Origin of the sequence: Streptomyces sp. NPDC093094 (assembly GCF_044754345.1) — a bacterium.
Classification (GTDB): domain Bacteria; phylum Actinomycetota; class Actinomycetes; order Streptomycetales; family Streptomycetaceae; genus Streptomyces.
Genome location: NZ_JBIVOX010000026.1, coordinates 1 through 20,456, shown reverse-complemented (window position 1 = coordinate 20,456; position 20,456 = coordinate 1). Strand labels below are relative to the sequence as shown.

At 70.6% G+C, this 20,456-nt stretch carries 16 protein-coding genes; 12 read left to right on the top strand and 4 right to left on the bottom strand.

All coding sequences use genetic code 11. From position 1 onward, the window contains the following. Nucleotides 1-39: 39 nt before the first annotated feature. Together ACIQGV_RS35555 and ACIQGV_RS35550 are read right to left on the bottom strand one after the other, a co-directional pair. Nucleotides 40-858: an IclR family transcriptional regulator gene (locus tag ACIQGV_RS35555; protein ID WP_402502579.1), complete on the bottom strand. Its 819-nt coding sequence runs from the start codon at nt 856-858 to the stop codon at nt 40-42. 82 nt (nt 859-940) lie between these two features. Continuing rightward, on the bottom strand, nt 941-2,560 hold the full coding sequence (locus ACIQGV_RS35550; protein ID WP_402502576.1) for a bifunctional 3-(3-hydroxy-phenyl)propionate/3-hydroxycinnamic acid hydroxylase: 1,620 nt from the start codon (nt 2,558-2,560) through the stop codon (nt 941-943). A gap of 85 nt (nt 2,561-2,645) precedes the next feature. Between ACIQGV_RS35550 and ACIQGV_RS35545 the strand changes: the two genes are divergently transcribed. From ACIQGV_RS35545 to ACIQGV_RS35510, 8 genes are all read left to right on the top strand, one after another. Further along, a complete protein-coding gene (locus ACIQGV_RS35545) occupies nt 2,646-3,626 on the top strand; it encodes an amidohydrolase family protein (protein WP_402502573.1) in 981 nt (326 codons plus the stop codon). 116 nt (nt 3,627-3,742) lie between these two features. Then, on the top strand, nt 3,743-5,203 hold the full coding sequence (locus ACIQGV_RS35540; protein ID WP_402502571.1) for an aldehyde dehydrogenase family protein: 1,461 nt from the start codon (nt 3,743-3,745) through the stop codon (nt 5,201-5,203). 341 nt (nt 5,204-5,544) lie between these two features. Beyond that, a complete protein-coding gene (locus ACIQGV_RS35535; RefSeq protein ID WP_402502569.1) occupies nt 5,545-6,450 on the top strand; it encodes an alpha/beta hydrolase in 906 nt (301 codons plus the stop codon). Next, complete coding sequence (locus ACIQGV_RS35530) at nt 6,450-8,090, top strand: FAD-dependent monooxygenase (RefSeq protein ID WP_402502567.1); 1,641 nt, start codon at nt 6,450-6,452, stop codon at nt 8,088-8,090. The genes ACIQGV_RS35535 and ACIQGV_RS35530 overlap by 1 nt, the downstream gene beginning before the upstream one ends. 358 nt (nt 8,091-8,448) lie before the next feature. After that, on the top strand, nt 8,449-9,546 hold the full coding sequence (locus tag ACIQGV_RS35525) for an amidohydrolase family protein (protein WP_402502564.1): 1,098 nt from the start codon (nt 8,449-8,451) through the stop codon (nt 9,544-9,546). 593 nt (nt 9,547-10,139) lie between these two features. After that, nucleotides 10,140-11,330: an amidohydrolase family protein gene (locus tag ACIQGV_RS35520; RefSeq protein ID WP_402502562.1), complete on the top strand. Its 1,191-nt coding sequence runs from the start codon at nt 10,140-10,142 to the stop codon at nt 11,328-11,330. 699 nt (nt 11,331-12,029) lie between these two features. Continuing rightward, nucleotides 12,030-12,200, top strand: a complete 171-nt coding sequence (locus ACIQGV_RS35515) for a hypothetical protein (RefSeq protein ID WP_402502560.1) — start codon at nt 12,030-12,032, stop codon at nt 12,198-12,200. A gap of 403 nt (nt 12,201-12,603) precedes the next feature. Beyond that, nucleotides 12,604-13,434 (top strand): tetratricopeptide repeat protein, encoded by an 831-nt coding sequence (locus ACIQGV_RS35510; protein ID WP_402502558.1) that lies wholly within the window; start codon nt 12,604-12,606, stop codon nt 13,432-13,434. A gap of 522 nt (nt 13,435-13,956) precedes the next feature. Here the strand turns inward: ACIQGV_RS35510 and ACIQGV_RS35505 are convergent. Beyond that, the gene (locus ACIQGV_RS35505) at nt 13,957-14,343 is read right to left on the bottom strand and encodes a hypothetical protein (protein ID WP_402502555.1); all 387 of its coding nucleotides are present in this window, start codon (nt 14,341-14,343) and stop codon (nt 13,957-13,959) included. Here ACIQGV_RS35505 and ACIQGV_RS35500 point away from each other — a divergent pair. The 3 genes from ACIQGV_RS35500 (at nt 14,242) to ACIQGV_RS35490 (ending at nt 15,479) form a co-directional block, all read left to right on the top strand. After that, the gene (locus ACIQGV_RS35500) at nt 14,242-14,601 is read left to right on the top strand and encodes a transposase domain-containing protein (protein ID WP_402502553.1); all 360 of its coding nucleotides are present in this window, start codon (nt 14,242-14,244) and stop codon (nt 14,599-14,601) included. The two genes, ACIQGV_RS35505 and ACIQGV_RS35500, sit on opposite strands and share 102 nt — an antisense overlap. Nucleotides 14,602-14,658: 57 nt before the next feature. Beyond that, entirely contained in the window at nt 14,659-15,057 is a 399-nt protein-coding gene (locus ACIQGV_RS35495) for a hypothetical protein (protein WP_402502550.1), read from the top strand. 263 nt (nt 15,058-15,320) lie between these two features. Beyond that, entirely contained in the window at nt 15,321-15,479 is a 159-nt protein-coding gene (locus ACIQGV_RS35490; protein WP_402502548.1) for a hypothetical protein, read from the top strand. Nucleotides 15,480-15,667: 188 nt separating this feature from the next. On the opposite strand, the gene ACIQGV_RS35485 is transcribed toward ACIQGV_RS35490, so the two are convergent. Further along, nucleotides 15,668-17,941, bottom strand: coding sequence for a GDSL-type esterase/lipase family protein (locus tag ACIQGV_RS35485; RefSeq protein WP_402502546.1), 2,274 nt, complete (start codon nt 17,939-17,941; stop codon nt 15,668-15,670). Nucleotides 17,942-18,642: 701 nt separating this feature from the next. Here ACIQGV_RS35485 and ACIQGV_RS35480 point away from each other — a divergent pair. Next, complete coding sequence (locus ACIQGV_RS35480; protein ID WP_402502543.1) at nt 18,643-20,139, top strand: helix-turn-helix domain-containing protein; 1,497 nt, start codon at nt 18,643-18,645, stop codon at nt 20,137-20,139. Nucleotides 20,140-20,456 lie beyond the last annotated feature (317 nt).

Here is a 20,456-nt window from a genome sequence, read left to right as displayed (position 1 = left end):
GGAGACACGCCTCCCGAACGCCCGGGAGGCGCGGATGCCCTACGGTCTGTGCTGGTCCATGGGGTGCCCCAGCATCTCGGACATGGCCCGGGTCGAGCTCAGCAGTTCCGCCGAGAGGCGGGCAACGTCCTGTTCCGTGACGCCCCGCGCGGGCATCACGAGGGTGACGACGAGAGGGAAGGACTCACCCGCAGTGAACACGGAGGCCGCCAGGGAGGTGACTCCGGGGATGACGCCGCCGACCGTGGTGGCCACCCCTTCGCGCAGCACCTCGTCCCTGATCCGGACGATCTGGTCACGGGTGGCCGCGTCGAGGGTCTGCGTCTCCAGCTGCCCGCGCAGCACCGGCTCGGTGAGCTGCTCGGGCAGGTGGGCGAGGAAGACCCCTCCCATGGCCGAGTTCAGCAGTGGCATCGTCGCGCCGACGCGGACCGTGATCGGCAGGGCGTGGGCACCGTACTCCCAGCGCACGACGACGGGACCGTGGTCTCCCCACACCGCCAGGTTGACCGCATGCGAAGTACGGTCCCGCAGTCCCGGCAGGTGTTCGCTGACCAGTGCCACCTCGTCCATCCTGCGCAGTGACTCGACACCGAGCCGTCGCATGGCCGGCCCCATGTCGTAGTGCCCGGAGCTGGGCGACTGGGCGACGAGGCCGACGCGGGCGAGACTGACGAGATAGCGGTGGGCCTTGCTGGGCTGCATGCCGCTGGCGGCGGCTATCTGCGTCAGGCTCATCGGACCCCGTCCCTCTTCGAGGGCCTGCAGGACGGTCATCGCCAGTTCGACGGACTGGATGCCCTGCCGGGCCGGCGACGTCTCGCCGGCCTCGGAGCCGGAGGGATGGCGTGTATTCACGGAAGCGATCACAGTAACCGTCCCTGAGGGCCTCGCCCGAACCGGCCGCACCGGACCGCCCCGGCACCACGGAAGAGAGACATCAGGTGTCCGCTCCCGCGCCGGAGGGCGTCGCGTGGCGGTGGATCGCGTCCAGCAGCTCGACCGCGAGGCGGGCCACCGCGTCGGAGTGGTCGGCCGTGCCGTACACGTAGAAGTCGGGCCGGACCACCACGGCCGAGCACCCGAGCTCGGCGAACCACGCGTGGTAGGTGCCGTCCACGTCCCGCACGACGGTCGCCACCGGATGCGCCGCGGCCCGCTCGCCGAGGACGACGACGCGCACGCCGGCCCCAGCGAGGTCGTCGAGCAGCCGGTGGCTCTCCAAGGCGGCCAGGTGGTCTTCGTCGACGAGCAGATGGAACCCTCCGCCCACGATCTGGTCGAGACGGTCGGATCGGGTGCCGTCGTCCACGACGCCCTGCACCGACAGCTGTCCCCGGCCCGCGCCCGCGCCCCGGGTGAACAGCCCCTCGACCAGGTCCGGGAAGCGCATGGGCTCGGGTACGGCGGATTCCACGCGGCGGGCCAGCAGCGTCCGATCGCGCTCGGCAGCCCGCTCGGGATCGCGCAGGGTCTGGAGGTGGCCCAGCTCGATGCCCTTCTCGGTCACCGCGCGCACATGCGGCTCACGCTCGGTCTGGTAGGTGTCGAGGATGTCGTCCGGTGCGGCCGCGCGCAGCACGAGGTCCAGCTTGAACGCGAGGTTCTGCACGTCGCGGAAGCCGGAACACATGCCCTGGCCGAGGAAGGGGGGCATCTGGTGGGCCGCGTCGCCCGCGAGCAGGACGCGGCCGCGGCGCCACTCCTGGGCGATGAGGGACCTGAAGGTGTAGGTGGCGACCCGGATGAGGTCGGCGTCATCGGGGGTGAGGTAGGAGGCAACCCGCTTCCAGACCCGCTGCGGGTCGCGCTCGGTCTCGAAGTCGCCGACCGAGTCGAGCATGAAGCTGAACCGGTGGTGTGCGGGGCCGAGCGAGATGATCGAGGTCGGTCCCAGCGGGTCGCCGAGCTGCAGCGCGCGCGGTACCTCGGTCGGGCGACGGAAGCGGAAGTCGCACACCATCCACGGCTCGGAGAAGCCATAGTCGTGGAGTTCCACTCCGAGCGACGAGCGCACGAAGCTGTTGCCGCCGTCGCAGCCCAGAACGTAGCGCGCCTCGACCGTCCGACGCCCTTCGGGCCCCTCGTAGGTGACCGTGGCGTGGTCCGTGGCCTGCTCCAGGGCGACGACGGTGCTGTCGTGCCGCACCTCCACCCGGGGCATCGAACGGCACACGGAGTCCAGCGCCTCTTCGAGGTCGGGCTGGTACATCATGTTCCATTCCGCCCAGCCGCTGCGTCCGGTCTCGGCGAAGGACTGCTCTATCAGCAGGTCGCCGCTGCCGTTGCGCCATTCGTAGGTGGGCTGCACGCGCACTTTGGGCAGCAGTTCCTCCGCCACGCCGAGGCGGGCCAGGGTGCGCATGGTCTCGTCGTCGAAGCTGGCCGCGCGCGGCAGGTTGTACAGGCCGGCGTAGCGCTCCAGGACGAGGACCCGGTGTCCCGCCCGTCCCAGCAGGGCGGCCGCCACCATGCCCACCGGGCCGTACCCCACCACGACCACATCCGGCGTGGTCCCGTTCGGGACCGCTCCTACCGCGGCGACATCCACACCCGTCATCGGGCGCCTCCATTTACTCGGACGTTCCAAAGGGTTGACACCAACGGAACGTACGTTTCACCATCAAGGAAGTCAATGCATATAAGTGAAACGCAGAGGGGTCGCGATGCGGACCATCGGTCTTGAGGAACACTTCGTCACACCGGAGCTGGAGGGGTACGGAGCCTCGGCGGCCGCGATCCTCCAGCCGGAGAAGTGGCGCGAGGCGTCCCGGCGGCTCCTGGACATCACCGGCGAGCGACTGGCCGAGATGGACGCGGCGGGTCTGGACGTCCAGGTGCTGTCCCTCAACTCCCCCGGCATCCAGGCCGAGAAGGACGCCTCCACCGCGGTCGCGCAGGCCATGGCCGTGAACGACCTCCTCGCCGGAGTGATCACCGACCACCCCGACCGCTTCGCCGGTTTCGCCGCCCTGCCGCTGCAGGACCCGAAGGCCGCCGCCGACGAGCTGGAGCGCGCCGTCTCCCAGCTGGGCATGCGCGGCGCCCTGGTGAACGCGCACACCCAGGGCCGCTACCTGGACGACCCGGAGCTGCGGATCGTGTGGGAGCGCGCCGCAGGTCTGGACGTGCCGCTCTATCTGCATCCGGCCAACGGCGTCGACGTCCCGCACGTCATCAAGGGGCACCCGGAACTCATCGGCCCGATGTGGAGCTGGGGCTCGGAGACGGCCACCCACTTCCTGCGGTGTGTGTTCGGCGGCGTCTTCGACGACTTCCCCGACGCCAAGATGCTGCTGGGCCACATGGGCGAGGGCCTGCCCTACGTCCTGTGGCGGATGGACTCCCGCTGGGACTTCCACAACCACCAGGGCGTCGAGCTGGCCCGGGGCAACCCCTCGGAGTACATCCGCCACAACCTGTACATCACGACCAGCGGCGTGTGCTCGGCCCCACCGCTGCTGTGCTCGCTGCTGGCCCTGGGGTCGGACCACATCCTCTTCGGCACCGACTACCCCTTCGAGGAGATGGCGGTGGCCACCGAGTTCCTGCGGACGGCCCCGATCAGCGAGGCCGACCGGGAGAAGATCGCCCACGGCAACGCCGAGCGGCTCCTCGGCCTCTGAGGCCCGCCTGCACCGCGTACCGCCGCCCTCCGCTCCTTCCCCGGCCCTCGGCCCACAGCTCCATCCCTCCTTCTCCTCTCCCTCCCCCTCCCCCTCCCCCGCAAGGAGTCGCCGACATGACCCGAGAGAACACCGCACGACACTGGATCGACGGCGACTGGGTCGGTTCCGCCCGGATCTCCGACAGCATCGACCCGGCCACGGGCGACGTGATCGGTACCTACGCGGACGCCGACGCGGAGGTGGGGCAGCAGGCCATCGACGCGGCCGGGCGCACGTTCGAGAAGAGCGACTGGCGTCTCGACCCCATGGTGCGGGCCACCGCCCTCAGCCACCTCGCCGACGCGTACGCCACGCGCATGGACGAGGTGATCGACACGCTGTGCCTGGAGAACGGCAAACTCCGCCACGAGGCGGGATTCGAGGCGCACTTCATCCTGCGCGCGCTGCGCTTCGCCGCGGGGCTCGCCGTGCAGCCGCACGGCCGCGTCACGGACACCCAGCCGGGCCGCCAGGCCATGTCGATCCGGCAGCCCGTCGGCGTCGCCGGCATCGTCGTGCCGTGGAACTCCCCCGCCTACCTGAGCATCCGCGCGCTGGCCCCGGCGCTCGCCGCCGGCTGCACGGCCGTGGTGAAGATGCCGGGGCAGGCGGCCCGGACGGCCGCGCTGATGAGCGAGATCCTCGCCTCCGTGCCCGAGCTGCCGAACGGCACGGTGAACGTCGTCGTCGAGTCCGGCTCCGACGTCGCCCGTCTGCTGGTCGAGTCGCCGCAGGTGCCCGTGATCAGCTTCACCGGCAGCACCGCCACCGGGCGGCTCATCGCCCAGGGTGCCGCGGCCCGCTTCAAGCGGGTGGGTCTCGAACTGGGCGGCAAGACACCCCACCTGGTCTTCGCCGACGCCGACATCGAGGCCGCCCTGGCCACGGCAGTCGCGTCGTGCACCGTCTTCGCCGGGCAGTTCTGCATGACGGGCAGCCGGGTCCTCGTCCAGAGGGAGATCGCCGACGAGTTCACCGCCGCCCTGGCCCGGCGTCTGGAGGGCGTGCGCCCAGGCCCGGCCTCCGACCCCGAGAGCCAGATCGGCCCTCTGATCGACAAGGCGTCCGTCGCCCGGGTCGACGCCGCCGTGGAGGCGGCCATCGCGGCCGGCGCCAAACCGATCGTCCGCGGCGGTCCGAGCACCCGCCCCGAGCTGGCCGGCGGCGCCTTCTACCACCCGACCCTGCTGGCGGTCACCGACTCCTCGCTCCCCATCGTCCAGGAGGAGACCTTCGGCCCGGTGCAGACCGTTCAGGTCTTCGACACCGAGGAGGAGGCGATCGCCCTCGCCAACGACACCGAGTACGGCCTCAGCGCCTGCGTCTGGAGCCGGGACGCGGACCGTCCGATGCGGGTCGCGCGGCAGCTCGACGCCGGTCTGATCTCCGTCAACAGCTGGGCGAACCTCACGATCGAGTTCGAGGAGGGCGGCTTCAAGTCCAGCGGCGTGGGCCGGCTCGGCGGCCTGGCGTCCGTGGAGGACTTCCTGGAGTACAAGCAGATCACCCAGGACTACGCACCGCGGCACCACTGACGGACGCACCCGAAGGACGGCGCACGTCTCTCCGGGCCGCCCCACCCCGCCGGGGCTCGTCACCGATCGGAGCGGCATGGTCGACGGCGGACTCACCTCGGCTCCGGCCCGGTGCGCCGCGCCGGCCGAGAAGGTGCTGGAGCGGCATCCGGCCCACCCGGAAACCTTGCTGTTATCACATATGACGCTTAGTCTCGCAGAGCCCTGGCGGCACCTGGAACGCGGTCTTCCGACCCACGGATCCGGGCGGCCGGCTCGACCTCCGAGCTGAACACCGTTCGCCGCACGATGACCCTCATCCGTGCGACACGCTGGAACCCACTCCTGGCAGGAGGCCACAGATGGCCAAACAGCACGACCTTCTGACCTTCGAGGTCGACGGACACACGATCACGGCACTGTCCGCAGGGCCCGCCGAAACCACCGGCAAGCCCCTGATCGCCGCTCTCCACGGCGGCACCTACACGGCGCAGTACTTCGACGTCGCGGGTGCCGCCGAGGGATCCTTCCTGGACGTCGCCGTCGCGCACGGCTATCAGGTGGTGGCCTTCGACCGCCCCGGCTACGGGGGCAGCACCGCTCTGGAGCCGTACGCCAACACCTTCACCCGACACGCGGAGCTGCTCGAGGGCGCCGTGGCGCAGGCCGTCGAACGCCTCGGGGCGGACAGCGTGTTCCTCGTCGGGCACTCGATCGGCGGCATGATCGCTCTCATGATCGCCGCCTCCGAGCCGGACATACCTCTGATCGGTGTCTCGGCAACCGGCATGGGCGCCGTCATACCGAGCGGCGGAGCGGCCGAGGCCCTCGGCTCCCTCCCGGCGGACGCGACCGTGGACCTGCCCCACGAGGAGCGGGACAAGGTGATGTTCGGCCCTGATCACACCTTCCGGGCGGAGGCATTGCGCCAGGCACACGGCTCGTACGCGCCTGTACCGGTGAAGGAGTTGGTCCAGGCGCCGCGCTGGCCGAAGGAACACCTGCCCGCTCTCGCCCCCAAGGTCCGCGTCCCTGTGCACAACGCGCTCGCCGAGTTCGACGCCCTGTGGAGCAGCGGCACGGAGAACGTCGCCAGGTTCGCCGCCCTCTTCACCGCCGCTCCGTTCGTGGACGCGAGCGTCGCCCGCGGGACGGGGCACTGCATCGATCACCACACGCTCGGCTTCGCCACGCACCTGCGGCAGCTGGCGTTCGCCGAGGAGTGCGCGCACTGGGCCGCACAGCAGAAGGCCGGGAACGAGAACTGATGCCCTCCGCCGACAACAAGCACCTCCCGCGGCACGTGCAGGTCCTCATCGCCGGCGGCGGGCCGGTCGGCCTGGCCGCAGCCGTCGAACTGGGCCGGCGCGGCGTCGACTGCCTGGTCGTCGAGCCGCGCGCCACCGTGTCCCGCGCACGGCCCCGCTGCAAGACCCTGAACGTGCGCACGATGGAGCACCTGCGCCGCTGGGGACTGGCCCAGCGGCTGCGCGAACGCGCCCCGCTGCCCGTCTCCTGGTCTCAGGACGTGGTGTTCTGCACCTCGCTCACGGGCAAGGAGTTGTCCCGTTTCACCGGCGTCCTGGGGCTGGTACCGGAGGGTGCCCGCTTCCCGGAGACCGGCCAGCAAGCGCCGCAGTACGTCCTGGAGGAGGTGCTGCGGGAGGCGGTCGAGGAGCTGGCCCCGGGGCGGCTCGCCCTCGGCTCGAAGGTCGTCGGTGTGCGCCAGGACGACGACCTGGTTTCCGTGACCGTCGACGACGGCGCCGGTGGCCGCACCGTCGTCACCGCCGACTACGTGATCGGCTGCGACGGTCCGCGCAGCGTCGTACGGGACGAGATCGACGCCCGCTACGTGGGCGGCGAGGCCCTGCGCCCGAACTTCGGCATGGTCTTCGAGAGCCCCGGCCTGGGGGAGCACGTGGCGCACGGGCCGGCCGTGCAGTACTGGGTCGTCAACCCGACGGCCCCGGCGCTGGTCGGGCCGTTGGACCGAACGGACACCTGGTGGGCCATCGCCTTCGGTGTCGACCGGGTGACCGGGGAGCGCGAGGCGCGGCGGATCATCGACGCCGTCGCGGGCCGCCGGGTGGAGGCCAAGGTGCTGTCCACCGACCCGTGGACGGCACGGATGCAGATCGTCGACCGGATGCGCCGCGGCAGGATCTTCCTCGCCGGTGACGCCGCGCACCTCAACCCGCCGTTCGGCGGCCACGGGCTCAACACGGGCATCGGGGACGCGGTCGACCTGGGCTGGAAGCTCGCGGCCGTGCTCGCCGGCTGGGGCGGACCGGAGATGCTCGACAGCTACGAGCGCGAGCGCCGCCCGGTACAGGAACGCGTCATCCGCGAGGCGACCGCCAACATGCGGGTGCTCTCCACCGAGTTGCTCGCCGAGAATCTCGATGCGGACGACGAGGCGGGCGGCCGGGCCCGACGGGCTGCGGACGCACGGATCCAGGAGACCAAGAAGGCGGAGTTCCACTCCCTCGACCTGACCCTCGGCCTGCGCATCACCGCTTCGCCGATCCTCACCGCAGAACCGGAGGGCCACAAGGGCTCCGCGTGGACCGGGGCCCGGCTGCCCCACCTGTTCCTGGAGGACGGCCGCTCCCTGTACGACCTGCTCGGTGCCGACCTGACGCTGCTCGCCCACGGGCAGGACGCGTCGGTGACGGCCTTCGAGGAGGCCGCGCGCCTGCGGGGCGTTCCGCTCACCGTGGTACGTCTGCCGGAGCCGGTGGCCGCCGCCCACGTCCGGCTGCTGGGCGCCCGCCTCGCCCTGGTCCGCCCGGACCAGGTGGTGGCCTGGCTCGGCGACGAGGCCCCCGAGGACCCCCTCACCCTCGTCGACACCCTGACCGGCACCGCCGGCATGCGCGACAGGGCGGCACTCGGCAGCTCCTGAGCGTCTCCGTAGGCCCTGCCGAAGAAGACCACCTCTCCCTGTCGACGCGGGTGCTCCACAGCACCGTCGACCGGCGCCCGTGCGCGCCGACCAGCAGGCCCCGCGCCGGCCGCGCCCTGTCCGAGGCACCCGCCTCGCGGCCGGGGCGGACCCGCACCTGCCGGAAAAGCGAGACCGACGGCCCGGAACGGCATCGGCGTCCATGCCCCCACTGCCTCGGCGGTGCCGTTGGACCACCGTCCGGTTCCGGGTCGCCGGCCCTCCCCACCACACGCCGCCGCAGGGCACGACACCTGCTTCCCGCACCAGTGACACGCCCTGTCGGGCGGCACTCTCTCCCGAAAGGAAGGCAGCACCTATGAGCGCTGACCGATGGACCAGACGACAGGTCCTGAACACCGCGGCGGGTACGGCCGCACTCGCCGGCGCGTCCACCCTGATGACACCCGGCGTCGCCCAGGCCCACGGCGGCAGGCCCGACCCGCACGGCGAGCTGCGGATCATCGCCATCGAGGAAGCCATCATCCTGCCGGGTCTCCTCACCCAGGGCACGGCGCTGAACGGCGCGATCCCCTTCAAGCCCGAGGTGACCGCGGAGTGGTTCAAGCGCCTCCCGGACGTCACCGAGTACCGGCTCGCCGACATGGACGCCAACGGCGTCGCCATGCAGGTGCTCTCCCTCACTCCGCCCGGCGTGCAGATGCAGCCGGACACGGCCATCGCCGTGCGGGACGCGCAGGTCGCCAACGACGCCCTGGCCGCCGTCATCGACGCTCACCCCACCCGCTTCGGCGGCCTGGCGGCGCTGCCCCTCCAGGACCCGCAGGCGGCCGTGCGCGAGGCCAGGCGCGCCATGCTCGACCTGAGGATGGCCGGGTTCCTGGTCAACGGCCACACCAACGGTCAGTACCTGGACGAGCCGCAGTTCCGGCCCGTGTGGGCCGCGCTGGAGGAACTGGGTGCCGCCCTCTACCTCCACCCCACCCCGGCAGCGGCCGGCACATGGGGACTGCTGAAGGACCGTCCCGAGCTGGTCGGCCCCCTCTACAGCTGGGCGGCGGAGACCGGCGGGCACGCCCTGCGGGTCATCCTCGGCGGCGTCTTCGACGACTTCCCGGGGGCCCGGCTCATCGTGGGCCACATGGGCGAGTTCCTGCCGTACCACGCCCCCCGTCTCGACGTGCAGATCAAGAACATCAACACCAAGGTGCCCCTGAAGAAGAAGCCCTCCGAGTACCTCCGGCAGAACATCGCGATCACCACCTCGGGCGTGATGGACGACACCATGCTGCAGGCCGCCATCAAGTCGGTGGGCATCGACAACGTGCTGTTCGCCATCGACTACCCCTTCGAGAAGAGCGAGCAGGCAGTCGGGTTCCTGCGCGGCGCCAGACTGTCCTCCCCCGACCGCCGGAAGATCGCTGCCGGGAACGCCGAGCGGCTCCTGAAGCTCTGATCACCCTGCCGTCGCCCTGATACCGCGCCCACCACGGTGCGGGGCGTCGAAGCCTTTGTCGGTGACCGTGCGTCCTCACCTCGGGCACACGGTGCCGCGGAGGGTTTCCGCCCGGAAGGGGCGCCGATAGCGGGCGGCACACCGGGAGGCGCGTCACGGACGCACTGCGGCACGGTCGCGGGAACGGCGGTGAGCCGGTCCCTTCGCAGTCATGCCGCAGGCGACCGGATGTGATGTCGGAAGCCGTCACGGGCCTGTGCCGATGCCTGCTCGGGGCCGGGCTCCGGCGCGTGACCTGACGGAGCGGCAGCCGGTGAACGAGGTGATGCCGGAGGGTTGTTGTTATCGCATATAGCAGCTACGGTCGGTCCGTCTTCGCGGCACCGACCCCTTCCGATCCGGTGCCGCCCGGCGCGCCCACCGGCGCCGCCGTCCGAAGCTGTCCGCCCGCACCCGTACGACTCGGGACGCCCCCGCGGCAGTCACGCCTCCTTGGACCACCGCGCCGACGGCAGACCAGAAAGCCGGTCCTCCACGGAGGCCGAGGCACGAACACTGCACTTTCCTCACCCGCCCGGCAGAAGGACACCACCATGTGCATCAACCACACGAACCGGCGCGACTTCATCAAGACGGCCGCGGCGGCCGGCATCGCCGCCGCGGGGGTGTCGGCACTGGCCGCGCCCGCCTCCGCACATGCGGAGGAACACACCGTTCCGCTCGACAAGATCGCACTGACGAACGTCAGGGTCTTCGACGGCGACCAGGTGACCACTCCGCGCACCGTGGTCATCGACAACGGACGGATCGGCCTCAGCCCGCTCGGTGCGCGCCGGATCGACTGCGGGGGCGCGGTGCTGCTTCCGGGGCTGACCGACGCGCACCTCCACCTGCGGGACGTCAGCACCCTGCATGCGCTGGCCGGTTCCGGCGTGACCACCGGCCTCGACATGGCGTCCTTCCCGCCCTCGCTCGCCGATGCGCTGCGGGGGCTGCCCGGCCTGACCGACATCCGCAGCGCGGGCGCGCCGGCGGTGGCGCCCGGAAGCCCGCAGAGCCGCATCCCGACCTTCCCCGCGGATGCGGTACTGAACGGCCCCGAACAGGCCGCTCAGTTCGTCCGCTCCCGGATCGCCGAAGGCTCCGACTACATCAAGATCATCATCGATGAGCCGGGCCTCTCGCCGGAGACCGTCAAGGCCGTGACGACGGCCGCGCACTCCGCAGGCAAGCTCGTCATGGCCCACGCGACCACCACGGCCATGGTCGTACGGGCGCTTGACGCGGGTGTCGACATGATCCACCACGTACCGATGGACAGCGCCCTGCCGGCCGCGGTGGCCGAGCGGTACGCCTCGACCGGCACCGTCGCGGTACCCACCCTGACCATGATGGAGGGCTTCGGGAAGCTCGGGATCCCCGGCATGGACTACGCGGCCGCCGAGGGCAGCGTCGCCGCGCTGCGCCGTGCGGGAGCACGGATCCTGGCGGGCACGGACGCGAACCTCACGCCGGGGATTCCGGTACAGCCGCCGTTCGGCACCAGCCTGCACCACGAGCTGGAGCTGCTGGTCCGCGCGGGGCTCACCGACCGGGAGGCCCTGCGGGCCGCGACGAGTCTTCCCGCCCAGGCGTTCGGCCTGCGCGACCGCGGCGCCATCCGCGTCGGGAACCGCGCCGATCTCGTCCTGATCGACGGCGACCCCCTCGCCGACATCACTGCAACCCGTGCCGTCCGACGGGTCTGGGTCGGCGGAGCCGAGTACACCCCCGCCACCGCCTGAGCCGCCCCGGCACCACAGCCTTCGGCGCGCCTCGCGGCCGTGGGTTGCTCGCGAGAAGCCCTCCGGCCCGTGCTGCCGGCCGGAGGGCCCGGTACGGATGCGACACGACGCCACACGACTGGGGGCAGCGCACCGTCGCCCTCTCTCCGGGAACCGCCTGCCGGTGCCCGACCGGAGAACACGAGCCAGTTTCTCCGCCACGTCATCGACGACCTGGTCCGCTCGGCCGAGCACTGGCACAAGGTCCACTCCGTCCGCCCCCGGCAGACATCCGAAACCGACTGAGCGGGTCACGTGGCCGCAGGTCTCGCCGCACCGCTTCCGTCACGACGTCCACCGTCACGCTTGACGGCCCTGTTCTCTTGCAGCTCGGGCCAGGTGACCCGTAGCGCTGCGTGATTCCCAGGGCCGAGATCCCCTGAGGGGTCGACATCTCGGCAGCCTCTCAGCCGCATCCGATCCGCAGGGTCGCGTTTCATGGGTGATCGCTCGTGAAACACCCTGCCGCGCTTCCTGACCGCCTCCGCCGCCGACCACCGCAGCACCGCGGCCCGCCACGAACAGCAGGCCCGCACCGCCGAGACCGGCGCGCGGCCGTGGCGCCTGGTGGTACACAGCGCGTCTGTTCACCGCCCGCCCGCACCCGGTGCTGGTGATGCCGGCCGACTTCACGGCTCGCTGTCGCGCAGCGCCCATGTCATGCAGTGGCTCGGCCCGTACAGCCTCACCACCGCCGCCGAGGAGGGGGAGCAAGCCCGCCGCGCCGAGGCGGAGGCCGACTCCCTGCGCGCCCAGCAGCGTCCACGACGCCCCGGCGCCGGGCGCTCCGGCCGCGGTCCGTCCGGAGGCGTCGTGATGTGCGCCGGCTGATGACGCCCTGGGAACGCAGCCGCCCCGGCACGCCCGCATACGCCGAACGCCCCGCACCGGGCGAGGCCCGCGCCGTCGCCGTAGCCGGAGACCTGGGCCGGCTCTTCCCCATCCTGCTCGCGTGGCTCCGAGGCCGACGGCCCTGCCGGGACCGCATCTGTGCAGTGTCCGGCCAGGTCCAGGGCAAGTGTCGCCCATACGCATCCCATGCAACTGACGTCGGCAGGAACACCGGTACAGCGGTCGGCGCCGGGATCGCGGTCTGCCGGTTGTCGGATGATGGCCGGTCATCACGCTGCCGTGTGTGCCGGCTCTGCCCCGGCTGCCGCCGGGGCACACATGCTGCCGGCCGTCTCCCTGCCTGTCCGCCGGACAACCCGCACAGCATCCGTATGCTCTGATCATGAAATTCTTCCGGCCGCGCGGCCGAAGCAACGCCCAGCCAACGACCGCAACGCCTGTGACCGAGGCCAAGGCCCTCTACGAGGCCGGGCGTTATGCCGAGGCGGAGACCGAAGCCCGCGCCGTGGCCCGATCGCGGCCACGCGACGACCAGTACACAGCCGTCGCACTGAACATCGCCGCGCTGGCGACGGGCGCCCAGGGCCGCCACGCCGACGCACTCGCCACCTACGACGAAGCGCTGTCTGCCTTCAGCCGGATATTCGGAGCAGATCACTGGCTGACCCTGAAGCTGCGCTCGGACCGTGCCCAGCAGATGATCTCGCTCGGCCGGTACGCCGAGTGCGAGGCGGAATGCGCCGCCGTCGCCGAGGCCGCGGACCGCGGTACCGGCCCGGACATGTCACTCCTGGCCATGGCCGCACGCAATGGGCTGGTCTTCGCCCTCAATGCGCAGGAGCGCCACCAGGAGGCAGAGACACTCGCCCGCCAGGCCCTGGCCGCCCATCATGCACGTGACCGGATGTCCCTGGTTCTGCGGCTCGGCCTGGCCCGCAGTCTCAACGGCCAAGGCCGCCACGAAGACGCCCTCACCGAGGCCCAGCACGCCGACAAGCTGTACCGCGCGCTGCCCGAGCACCAACGCCACCCGGACACCGGCGCCGCCGAACTGGCCCTTGCCACGGCCCTGTTCGGGTTGCACCGCCATCCCGAAGCCCGTCGCCGGGCCGCAGCCGCCCACGACGCCTGCGTGACCTCCTTCGGCCCCGACCACCGCCGCACCGTCGAAGCACGGACCCTCCTCGAACGCATCGACGACACACAACCGTAAACACACCCCACCCCGGCCGGGCCGGATCGGGTCACGGGCGCTCCCATGCCGACAGGCCACGCACCGAGCACCGTCCGTGTGTCCCGGCGCCTGGCCGACAAGACCGGTCCTGTCTGGCTGAGGGCAGCTGCTCGCTCCGACGTCCTTCACCTGCACCAGGGCCGCCCCAGGAGATAGCCAAGGGCCGCACCCGCCGATCCGAAACTCCGGGATCCCGCGGTCCGGCCGAGCCGGACCTGGACCATGGCATCCTGTCCGAACGCCAGGGCGGACGGATCAATGCCTGCTGCCTGCTTCTCCCCTGATGCCGGTCATGGCCTCACCCCCTCACCCGCGTCCGGACCCGCATCGGCCCGGGGCAACGAGCCCGCGGTGCGTCCCCGGCCGCGAATAAGCGCCTGGGCCGCCGGGACCGACGCTGCCCCCGACAACGGCCGGCCTCACCTATCGGCCCAGGAACCGGCTCGCCGTGGGCGAAGGGGACGTCCAAGTGGCCTGACCGGCGAGAAGTGTTCGTGCCCTCTACCGGATGATCGTGATCTCCGGCAGCGGCCGCTGCCAATCACCCAGCTCTGCAACGAGGACCCGGCGGGCCAGTTGCCGGGCCCGGCCCCACCCCTCATCAGCAGACAGCGCTTTGCTCCTCCATTGATCCGCGTTGTCCGCCTCGCCCATCGCGGTGAGGACGGCGTCGATCTCGCGAAGGTCCGGCAGGACACCACGATCGAGTTGCTCATCCTCCACCAGGCCGTCGGCCATACGAACGGCGTGATCGAAGTCCAGGGCGATCTCGTCCGCCATCACGCCATGCCTGACCAGCCAGGCAACCTGGGTCTGGACATCAGCCGCCAACACGGTCAGCGAATCGATCAGCAGGCGCCTACGGAACGAAGAGTCGGGTGTCCCCACCCCACGATCGTCGCACGTGCCTGCCTTTCGCGAGCCCGCAGACGCACATCTATCGAGTCGGGGGATCTGACCGAGGTGTTTCCGCCCGAGCTGGTGGACGCGGCGCCGGCGAAGTCCCGGACGGGTGAGGTGCGGGTCCGGCTGCTGCCGCCGAGGCTGACGGTGTATTTCGTGTCCGGGCGGGCGTTGTTCTCCGGCGAGCCGTACCGGGAGGTGTCACGGATGCCGGCCGAGGCGGTGCGGCGCGAGGACGGGTGAGGTGCCTGGCGGGTCCCGGACAAGGCGGCAGTCTTCCGTGCTCACCAGAACCTCGGGGTGGAGGTGCTGCGTGAGCTGCTGCTTCATGCCGACGCAGCGATGGCCGACGGGCGGACGCCCGGGGCGTTCTGGCGGGGCTCGCGGCTGACGGCTTTGGACGGGACGACGCTGCAGGCCGCCCACACGGAGGCCAACGAGGCGGGGCTGGGCCGTCCTCGGACCACGTCTGGTGAGGGACCCACCGGATATCCGCCGGCCCGGGGCATGGTCCTGGTCGAGTCCGGAACCCATGTGCTCTGCGACGCCGCGGTCGGCTCCTGCCGGGTCAGGGAACGGGTCCTGGCCGAACGGCTTGCCGGCTCGCTCCGGCCGGACATGCCGGTCCTGGCCGACCGCGGCCTGCCCGGAGCCCATGTGCGGCAGCACCTGGCTGCCGCCGGCGCGGACCTGTTGTGACGGGTCCCCGGTCTCTGGAAACTGCCGGTCGAGGAGGTTCTCCCCGACGGTTCATGGATGTCGACCGTCCGCGGCGGGCGGGGACGCAGCGTCCGGCCGCCTCAGGACATCCGGGTCCGGGTGATCGAGTACAGCCTCGACATCCCCGGCCGTGACCAGGCCGAACGCTACCGGCTCAGCACCACCCTCATGGACCCCGATACAGCGCCGGCCGTCGAGTCGGCCGTCCTCCACGGCGAGCGGTGGGAGGTGGGAGGTGGGAGGTGGAGAACACCCTCGCCGAGCTGGGGACGACACAGATCGCTAAGCCAACGGCATTGAGGTTGAACGACAAGCCAAGACGCGGGTTGTCCGTTGTGGGCGATGACGAGCAGGCAGGCACGGTCTTCCGTTGTGCCGATCAGGGACTCGACATCCCGTGATCAGCGGAGGTCGTGCCTGCCTCCACATGCCACCCCAGGGCGACTCTCATCAACCCCCGCAAGCGCCCGACCCCTCGTCAACCCGCACGCAACCGCGAGAACGACGTGCCCCTGGTTGCCCGGCGCCGCTGGTGGATCAGTGCTGCCGGGTAAGGAGGCGCAGGGCGGCTCCGGTGTCCGCGGTGCCCTCAGCCGATGTTGATCCAGGCCCGGGTGGCGCCGTTCTGGGGGTCGACATCGAGGTAGTCGGCCCGGCCGTCGTCGTTGAGGTCGGCGAACTGGATACGCCTTCCGTCGACGCCGACGCCGCTGGCGACATATCCGCCCGGGTACCAGTACCAGTCACTGCCGATGGGCTCATTGGGCTTGGGGCCACCGTTCTCCCATACCTGCACGGCGCTGCCGTCGTCCGTGCTGCCCATGAGGACGTAGTCGGCGGATGCTCTCCCGTAGAGCGGGGCGAAGCGAACTTGAGCGCCTGGTGCGCCGACGCCGCCGGCGATGGTTCCCTGCGGCCACCACAGCCACCCGCTGCTGGCTCCGACCGGGTCCTTGGGGTTGGGGCCGCCGTTGATCCACGCCTTGACCGAACTGTTGTCGTTGACCTGCAGGTAGTCGGCCTTGTCGTCGCCGTTGATGTCGGCGAAGCGGATGCTGCTGCCTGGTGCGCCGACGCCGCTGGCGATGGTTCCCTGCGGCCACCACAGCCACTCGCTGCGGGCATCGGCCGGGTCCTTGGGGTTGGGGCCGCCGTTGATCCACGCCTTGACCGAGCTGTCGTCGTTGACCTGCAGGTAATCGGCCTTGTCGTCGCCGTTGATGTCGGCGAAGCGGATGCTGCTGCCTGGTGCGCCGACGCCGCCGGCGATGGTTCCCTGCGGCCACCACAGCCACTCGCTGCGGGCATCGGCCGGGTCCTTGGGGTTGGGGCCGCCGTTGATCCATGCCTTGACCGAGCTGTCGTCGTTGACCTGCAGGTAATCGGCCTTGCCGTCGCCGTTGATGTCGGCGTACACAGCGGCGCCGGCACCTCCGCTGAAAGTCCCCGACGCGATGGTGCCCTGTGAGAACCATCCCTTGACAGGGCCCCCGGCCGGGGTACCGCCGCTGTCGGGTCCTTCGATCCAGCCCGCCTGGGCCACCGTCACGAGTCCGTCGTAGAACGCTCCTGCCATCTTCTGGTAGCCGCGGTCGTTGGGGTGCAGGCCATCGGCCAGATTGGCAGTGGTGACCGCGTCCATGTCGACCAGCCAGACGTGCTGGCCGGCCGCCCGCCGGGCCTCCACGACGCCCGGGATCGCCGCGTTGTACCTGGCGATCCGAGCCGCAGTGTCAGGAAATGCGGCCGGCACGATGGTCGAGACCAGCACCGTCACATCCGGGTCGTACCGCAGGATCTGGTCGATCAGGCTGTCGAGCCTGGCCGGTGCGCCGTGCGGATCGACGTTGTTGCTCATGTCGTTGGTGCCGATGTGCAAGAGCACCACGTCGGGCCGGTACGTCGCCAGGGCGGAGTCCACGATGCCGGCGATGTCCCCGATCAGCCAGCCGGGATGCCCCTCGCTCGCGGCGGGCGCCGGTCCCGAGCGCTGCGAGCCGACGAATTCCACCGACCCGCCGTGCTGGGTCAGGTGGCCGTACAGCGCCGACCTGTACCCGGATCCGTTCGAGCTGGCCGTGCCGTACGTGATCGAGTCACCCAGCGCCATGACCCGCAGGCCCACATTGCTGGCCCCGAGCCTCCCCCGCGCGAGCCGCTGGACAGTTGCGTGGATGATGTTGGCGACGTGCTCGGTGAGCAGGTTCGCCAGAGCGCCGAGCGGGTTCCCCCAGGATCCGAGCTTCGACGCCCAGGTGCGCAGCGTGGCTTGAACATTGGCGATCAAGGTGGTTGTACTGGCAGCTGTGAGCTGCATGAAATGGACGCCCAAGCCACCGGCGACCGCACCAAAGATCGCGGTGGCCACCACGCCGCCCCAGACCTCCGAGTCGATCGGCTTGTGGTCCAGAGCGGCACTCACCAGCTCGCCGACGCCCCCCGACAGGCCCCCCGCCACGGCACCGCAGACCGGTCCGGCGAAAGGACCGGCAGGGAACAAGAGCAGGCACAGGGCCCCCGACGCGACGAGGGTCGCAGTAACAGCCGCACCCACGACGAGTTTCTTCCAGAAACCTTCCCAAAAATCCGTGGCGCCGAATTCGCCGGCCGGCACCACGATGACCAGGCTGTCACCGACGATCTGTATGCTGCCGTTGTAGTCGACACCGTCATCTTGCTGCTGGTAATATCCCACGCTGTTCTTTTCTATATGCAGCGTGAAAGATTCACTGAGCGAAAGCCCGTTCGCCTGGTCCCCGTGGACGGTGGCGACCAGTTTCTGCATCTCCTGACGCAGCAGCTCCGGCCGCTCCCCGGGATAGAAATCTATGGCTGCCACCAGGTCGTCGTCACGACTCGCCAACTGGCGGAGGCTGCCTGCCTCCCGGGCGCAACCGATCCGCAGGCCGGCAGCGCCCTCAGGGTACGTCGGTGAGGTGTCGAAGGACGTGGCGTGAGCCGAGCACCCTGGGGCGTCCGCCGCGACGGCTTCATGCCCGACACGGGGCAGTGCGGACCCGGCGAGCATCAGTGCCACCGAGAGAGCCAGCACGAAGAGCGATAAAACCCCCGAGAATCTCCTTTTCGCCCGAAAGAGTGCATACGGTTTTCTGCGCGTCATTCTTCCTCCTGCGTGATGCACCTGATCCAAGGCGCAATACTGGCGGGTCGGAACACAGGGCTTCGGCGCAGTCGCGTGACGCCCGGTTCCTGGCGATCTACCGGCTCGGTGGTGCCCTGGGAACGGGACAGGCACGGGCTTCCAAGATCATGGAGTTCTCTGCGCCCCGTGACCCGAGTGGAAGACCCTGCCAGCCGCCAGGGTTTCTGTCGCGCCTCGCGGCGGGTGCGACTCGGGCTGGTGCCATGCCGGCCTTTTGCCTTCCTGGGTACCGGGGTGAGGTCCTGGCCCCGGGAGGGGGCCGACCCAAAAATCAGCCTGGGCGCGGCGTGGGTGTGCGGTGTGCGCGTGGGCACGGAAGTGCTGGCTCCTGAAAGCGAGTTGGGCGGGATCGGTCACCGTGTCCGGCAAGGTGCCGTGCTTGGATGGCCCGAGCTTGTACCGTGCGGCGTCCCATCCGCCATTCCACCGGGATTTTCGGAATGCTGGGATGTCCGCACCGGCTCTGGCCTGGAGGAACGTGGCGATCGTGGGATACCGAACGGGATGGAGGACTGGTGGGGGCAGCGGAAGAGACAGCTGATTTCGCCGCACTGCTGCGCGAGTTGAAGGAGCGGTCCGGGCTGAGTTACGAGGCTCTGGCGAAGCAGGCGCACATGAGCACCTCGACGCTGCACCGGTACTGCAAGGGGGAAGGGGTGCCGGCCGACAACGCTGCCGTCGCCCGGTTCGCCCGGGTGTGCAAGGCGACTCCCGAGGAACTGAGCGAACTGCACCGGCGCTGGGTCCTGGCGGACGCGGTACGGGAACGTGCGCGGCGGGCGGCGGATGCGGAGCCGGCCGAGCCGGACGGAGCCGCCCCGGCCCCGTCCAGCTCGGCGCCGGAGCCGCATTCGGCGCAGGCGAGCACGGGCAGAGTCCAGCCGAAGACGGCGCCGGACGCCCCGCCTCCGCCCGTGCTCGCAGAGCCTGCGGTGTTCGTCGCGGAATCGTCGCCGGAGACGGTCGTCCTCGCGGACGCGCCGTCGGCGCGTACACGGGCCGCCCGTAAGCGGTGGGGCCTGCTCGCGGCGGGCACCGCCGCCGCGGTCGCCGTGTCCATTGTGATCATGGTGATTCTGAAGGGAGGGGGGACGGACGCGGCGGAGAGGGGTCGGCCGGTCGGCACCGTGGCCTCCTCCGGACAGCGGCCGTCCGACTCCCCTGCGACGCACCCGCCGACGTCCGCGCCCGTGTCCCCCTCCGCACGTCCGAGCCGCGCCGCGGCCCCCACGGCACCCGACGCCAAGAGGTCGTCGCGCAACGCTGCCCCGGGCGGTGCCCAGGGCGGCGATGAGGTCCCGCTGACGGTGACCACCCGCGCTCATACGTCGGAAAACCAGTGCGGCGGCTGGTACCTGATCAACCTGCCTCCCGGCAAAGTCCCCCCGCCGCCACCGGTGGAGCAGGACGAGCCGGGCTGGGTGAAGGCGAACGGCGCCATTGCCGCAGACACGCAGCGGGTGGCTTTGACCGTCCAGGGCACCGGGGATGAAACCGTCGTCATCGAGTCCATGTACGTCCGTGTGGTCAGCTCGAGCGCGCCCCCGGCCTGGAACGAATACCGGGGGTGGGCGGGCTGCGGCGCAGGCGTGGAGACGAGGTCCTTCGACACGGACCTCGACGCCGTTCGCCCCGTCATCGTGCCGAAGGCCGGCCAGCGCGGTTTTCCCTACAAGGTCAGTCAGTCCGATCCCGAGGTGCTGTACATCACCGGTAATGTCACCGCTCACGATGTGAGCTGGTACGTGGAACTGCAGTGGTCCAGCGGCGGCCGTCAGGGAACGATACGGATCGACGACCACGGAAAACCCTTCCGCACCAGCGGCAGCCAGGGCCGTCCCGTGTACGCGTACCCGATAGGCGGCACTCAGTGGACCGATCAGCCGGACAGCCAGTAACTGATGCCCGGGACCTTTCGACACGGCCGGCCTGCGCAACCTCGCCATCGGCGTCCGCCGTCAGGACGGCCACACCAACATCGCAGCCGCCCTCCGCCACACCACCCGAAACCACTTGCGGCCTCGTACCGCCCTCGGCCTGGCATGACGCGAACCCGGACACAAGGGGACCTGTCCCCGAGTGGTGGACACCTCTGATCCCGGCCCCGGTAGGGGCTGGGTAGGAGGCATCTTTTATGGTGATGAAGGTCTACTCGCCCGAGTTCAAGGCTGACGCTGTCGCGCTGTACCTGTCGGATACGAGCCATACCTTCGAG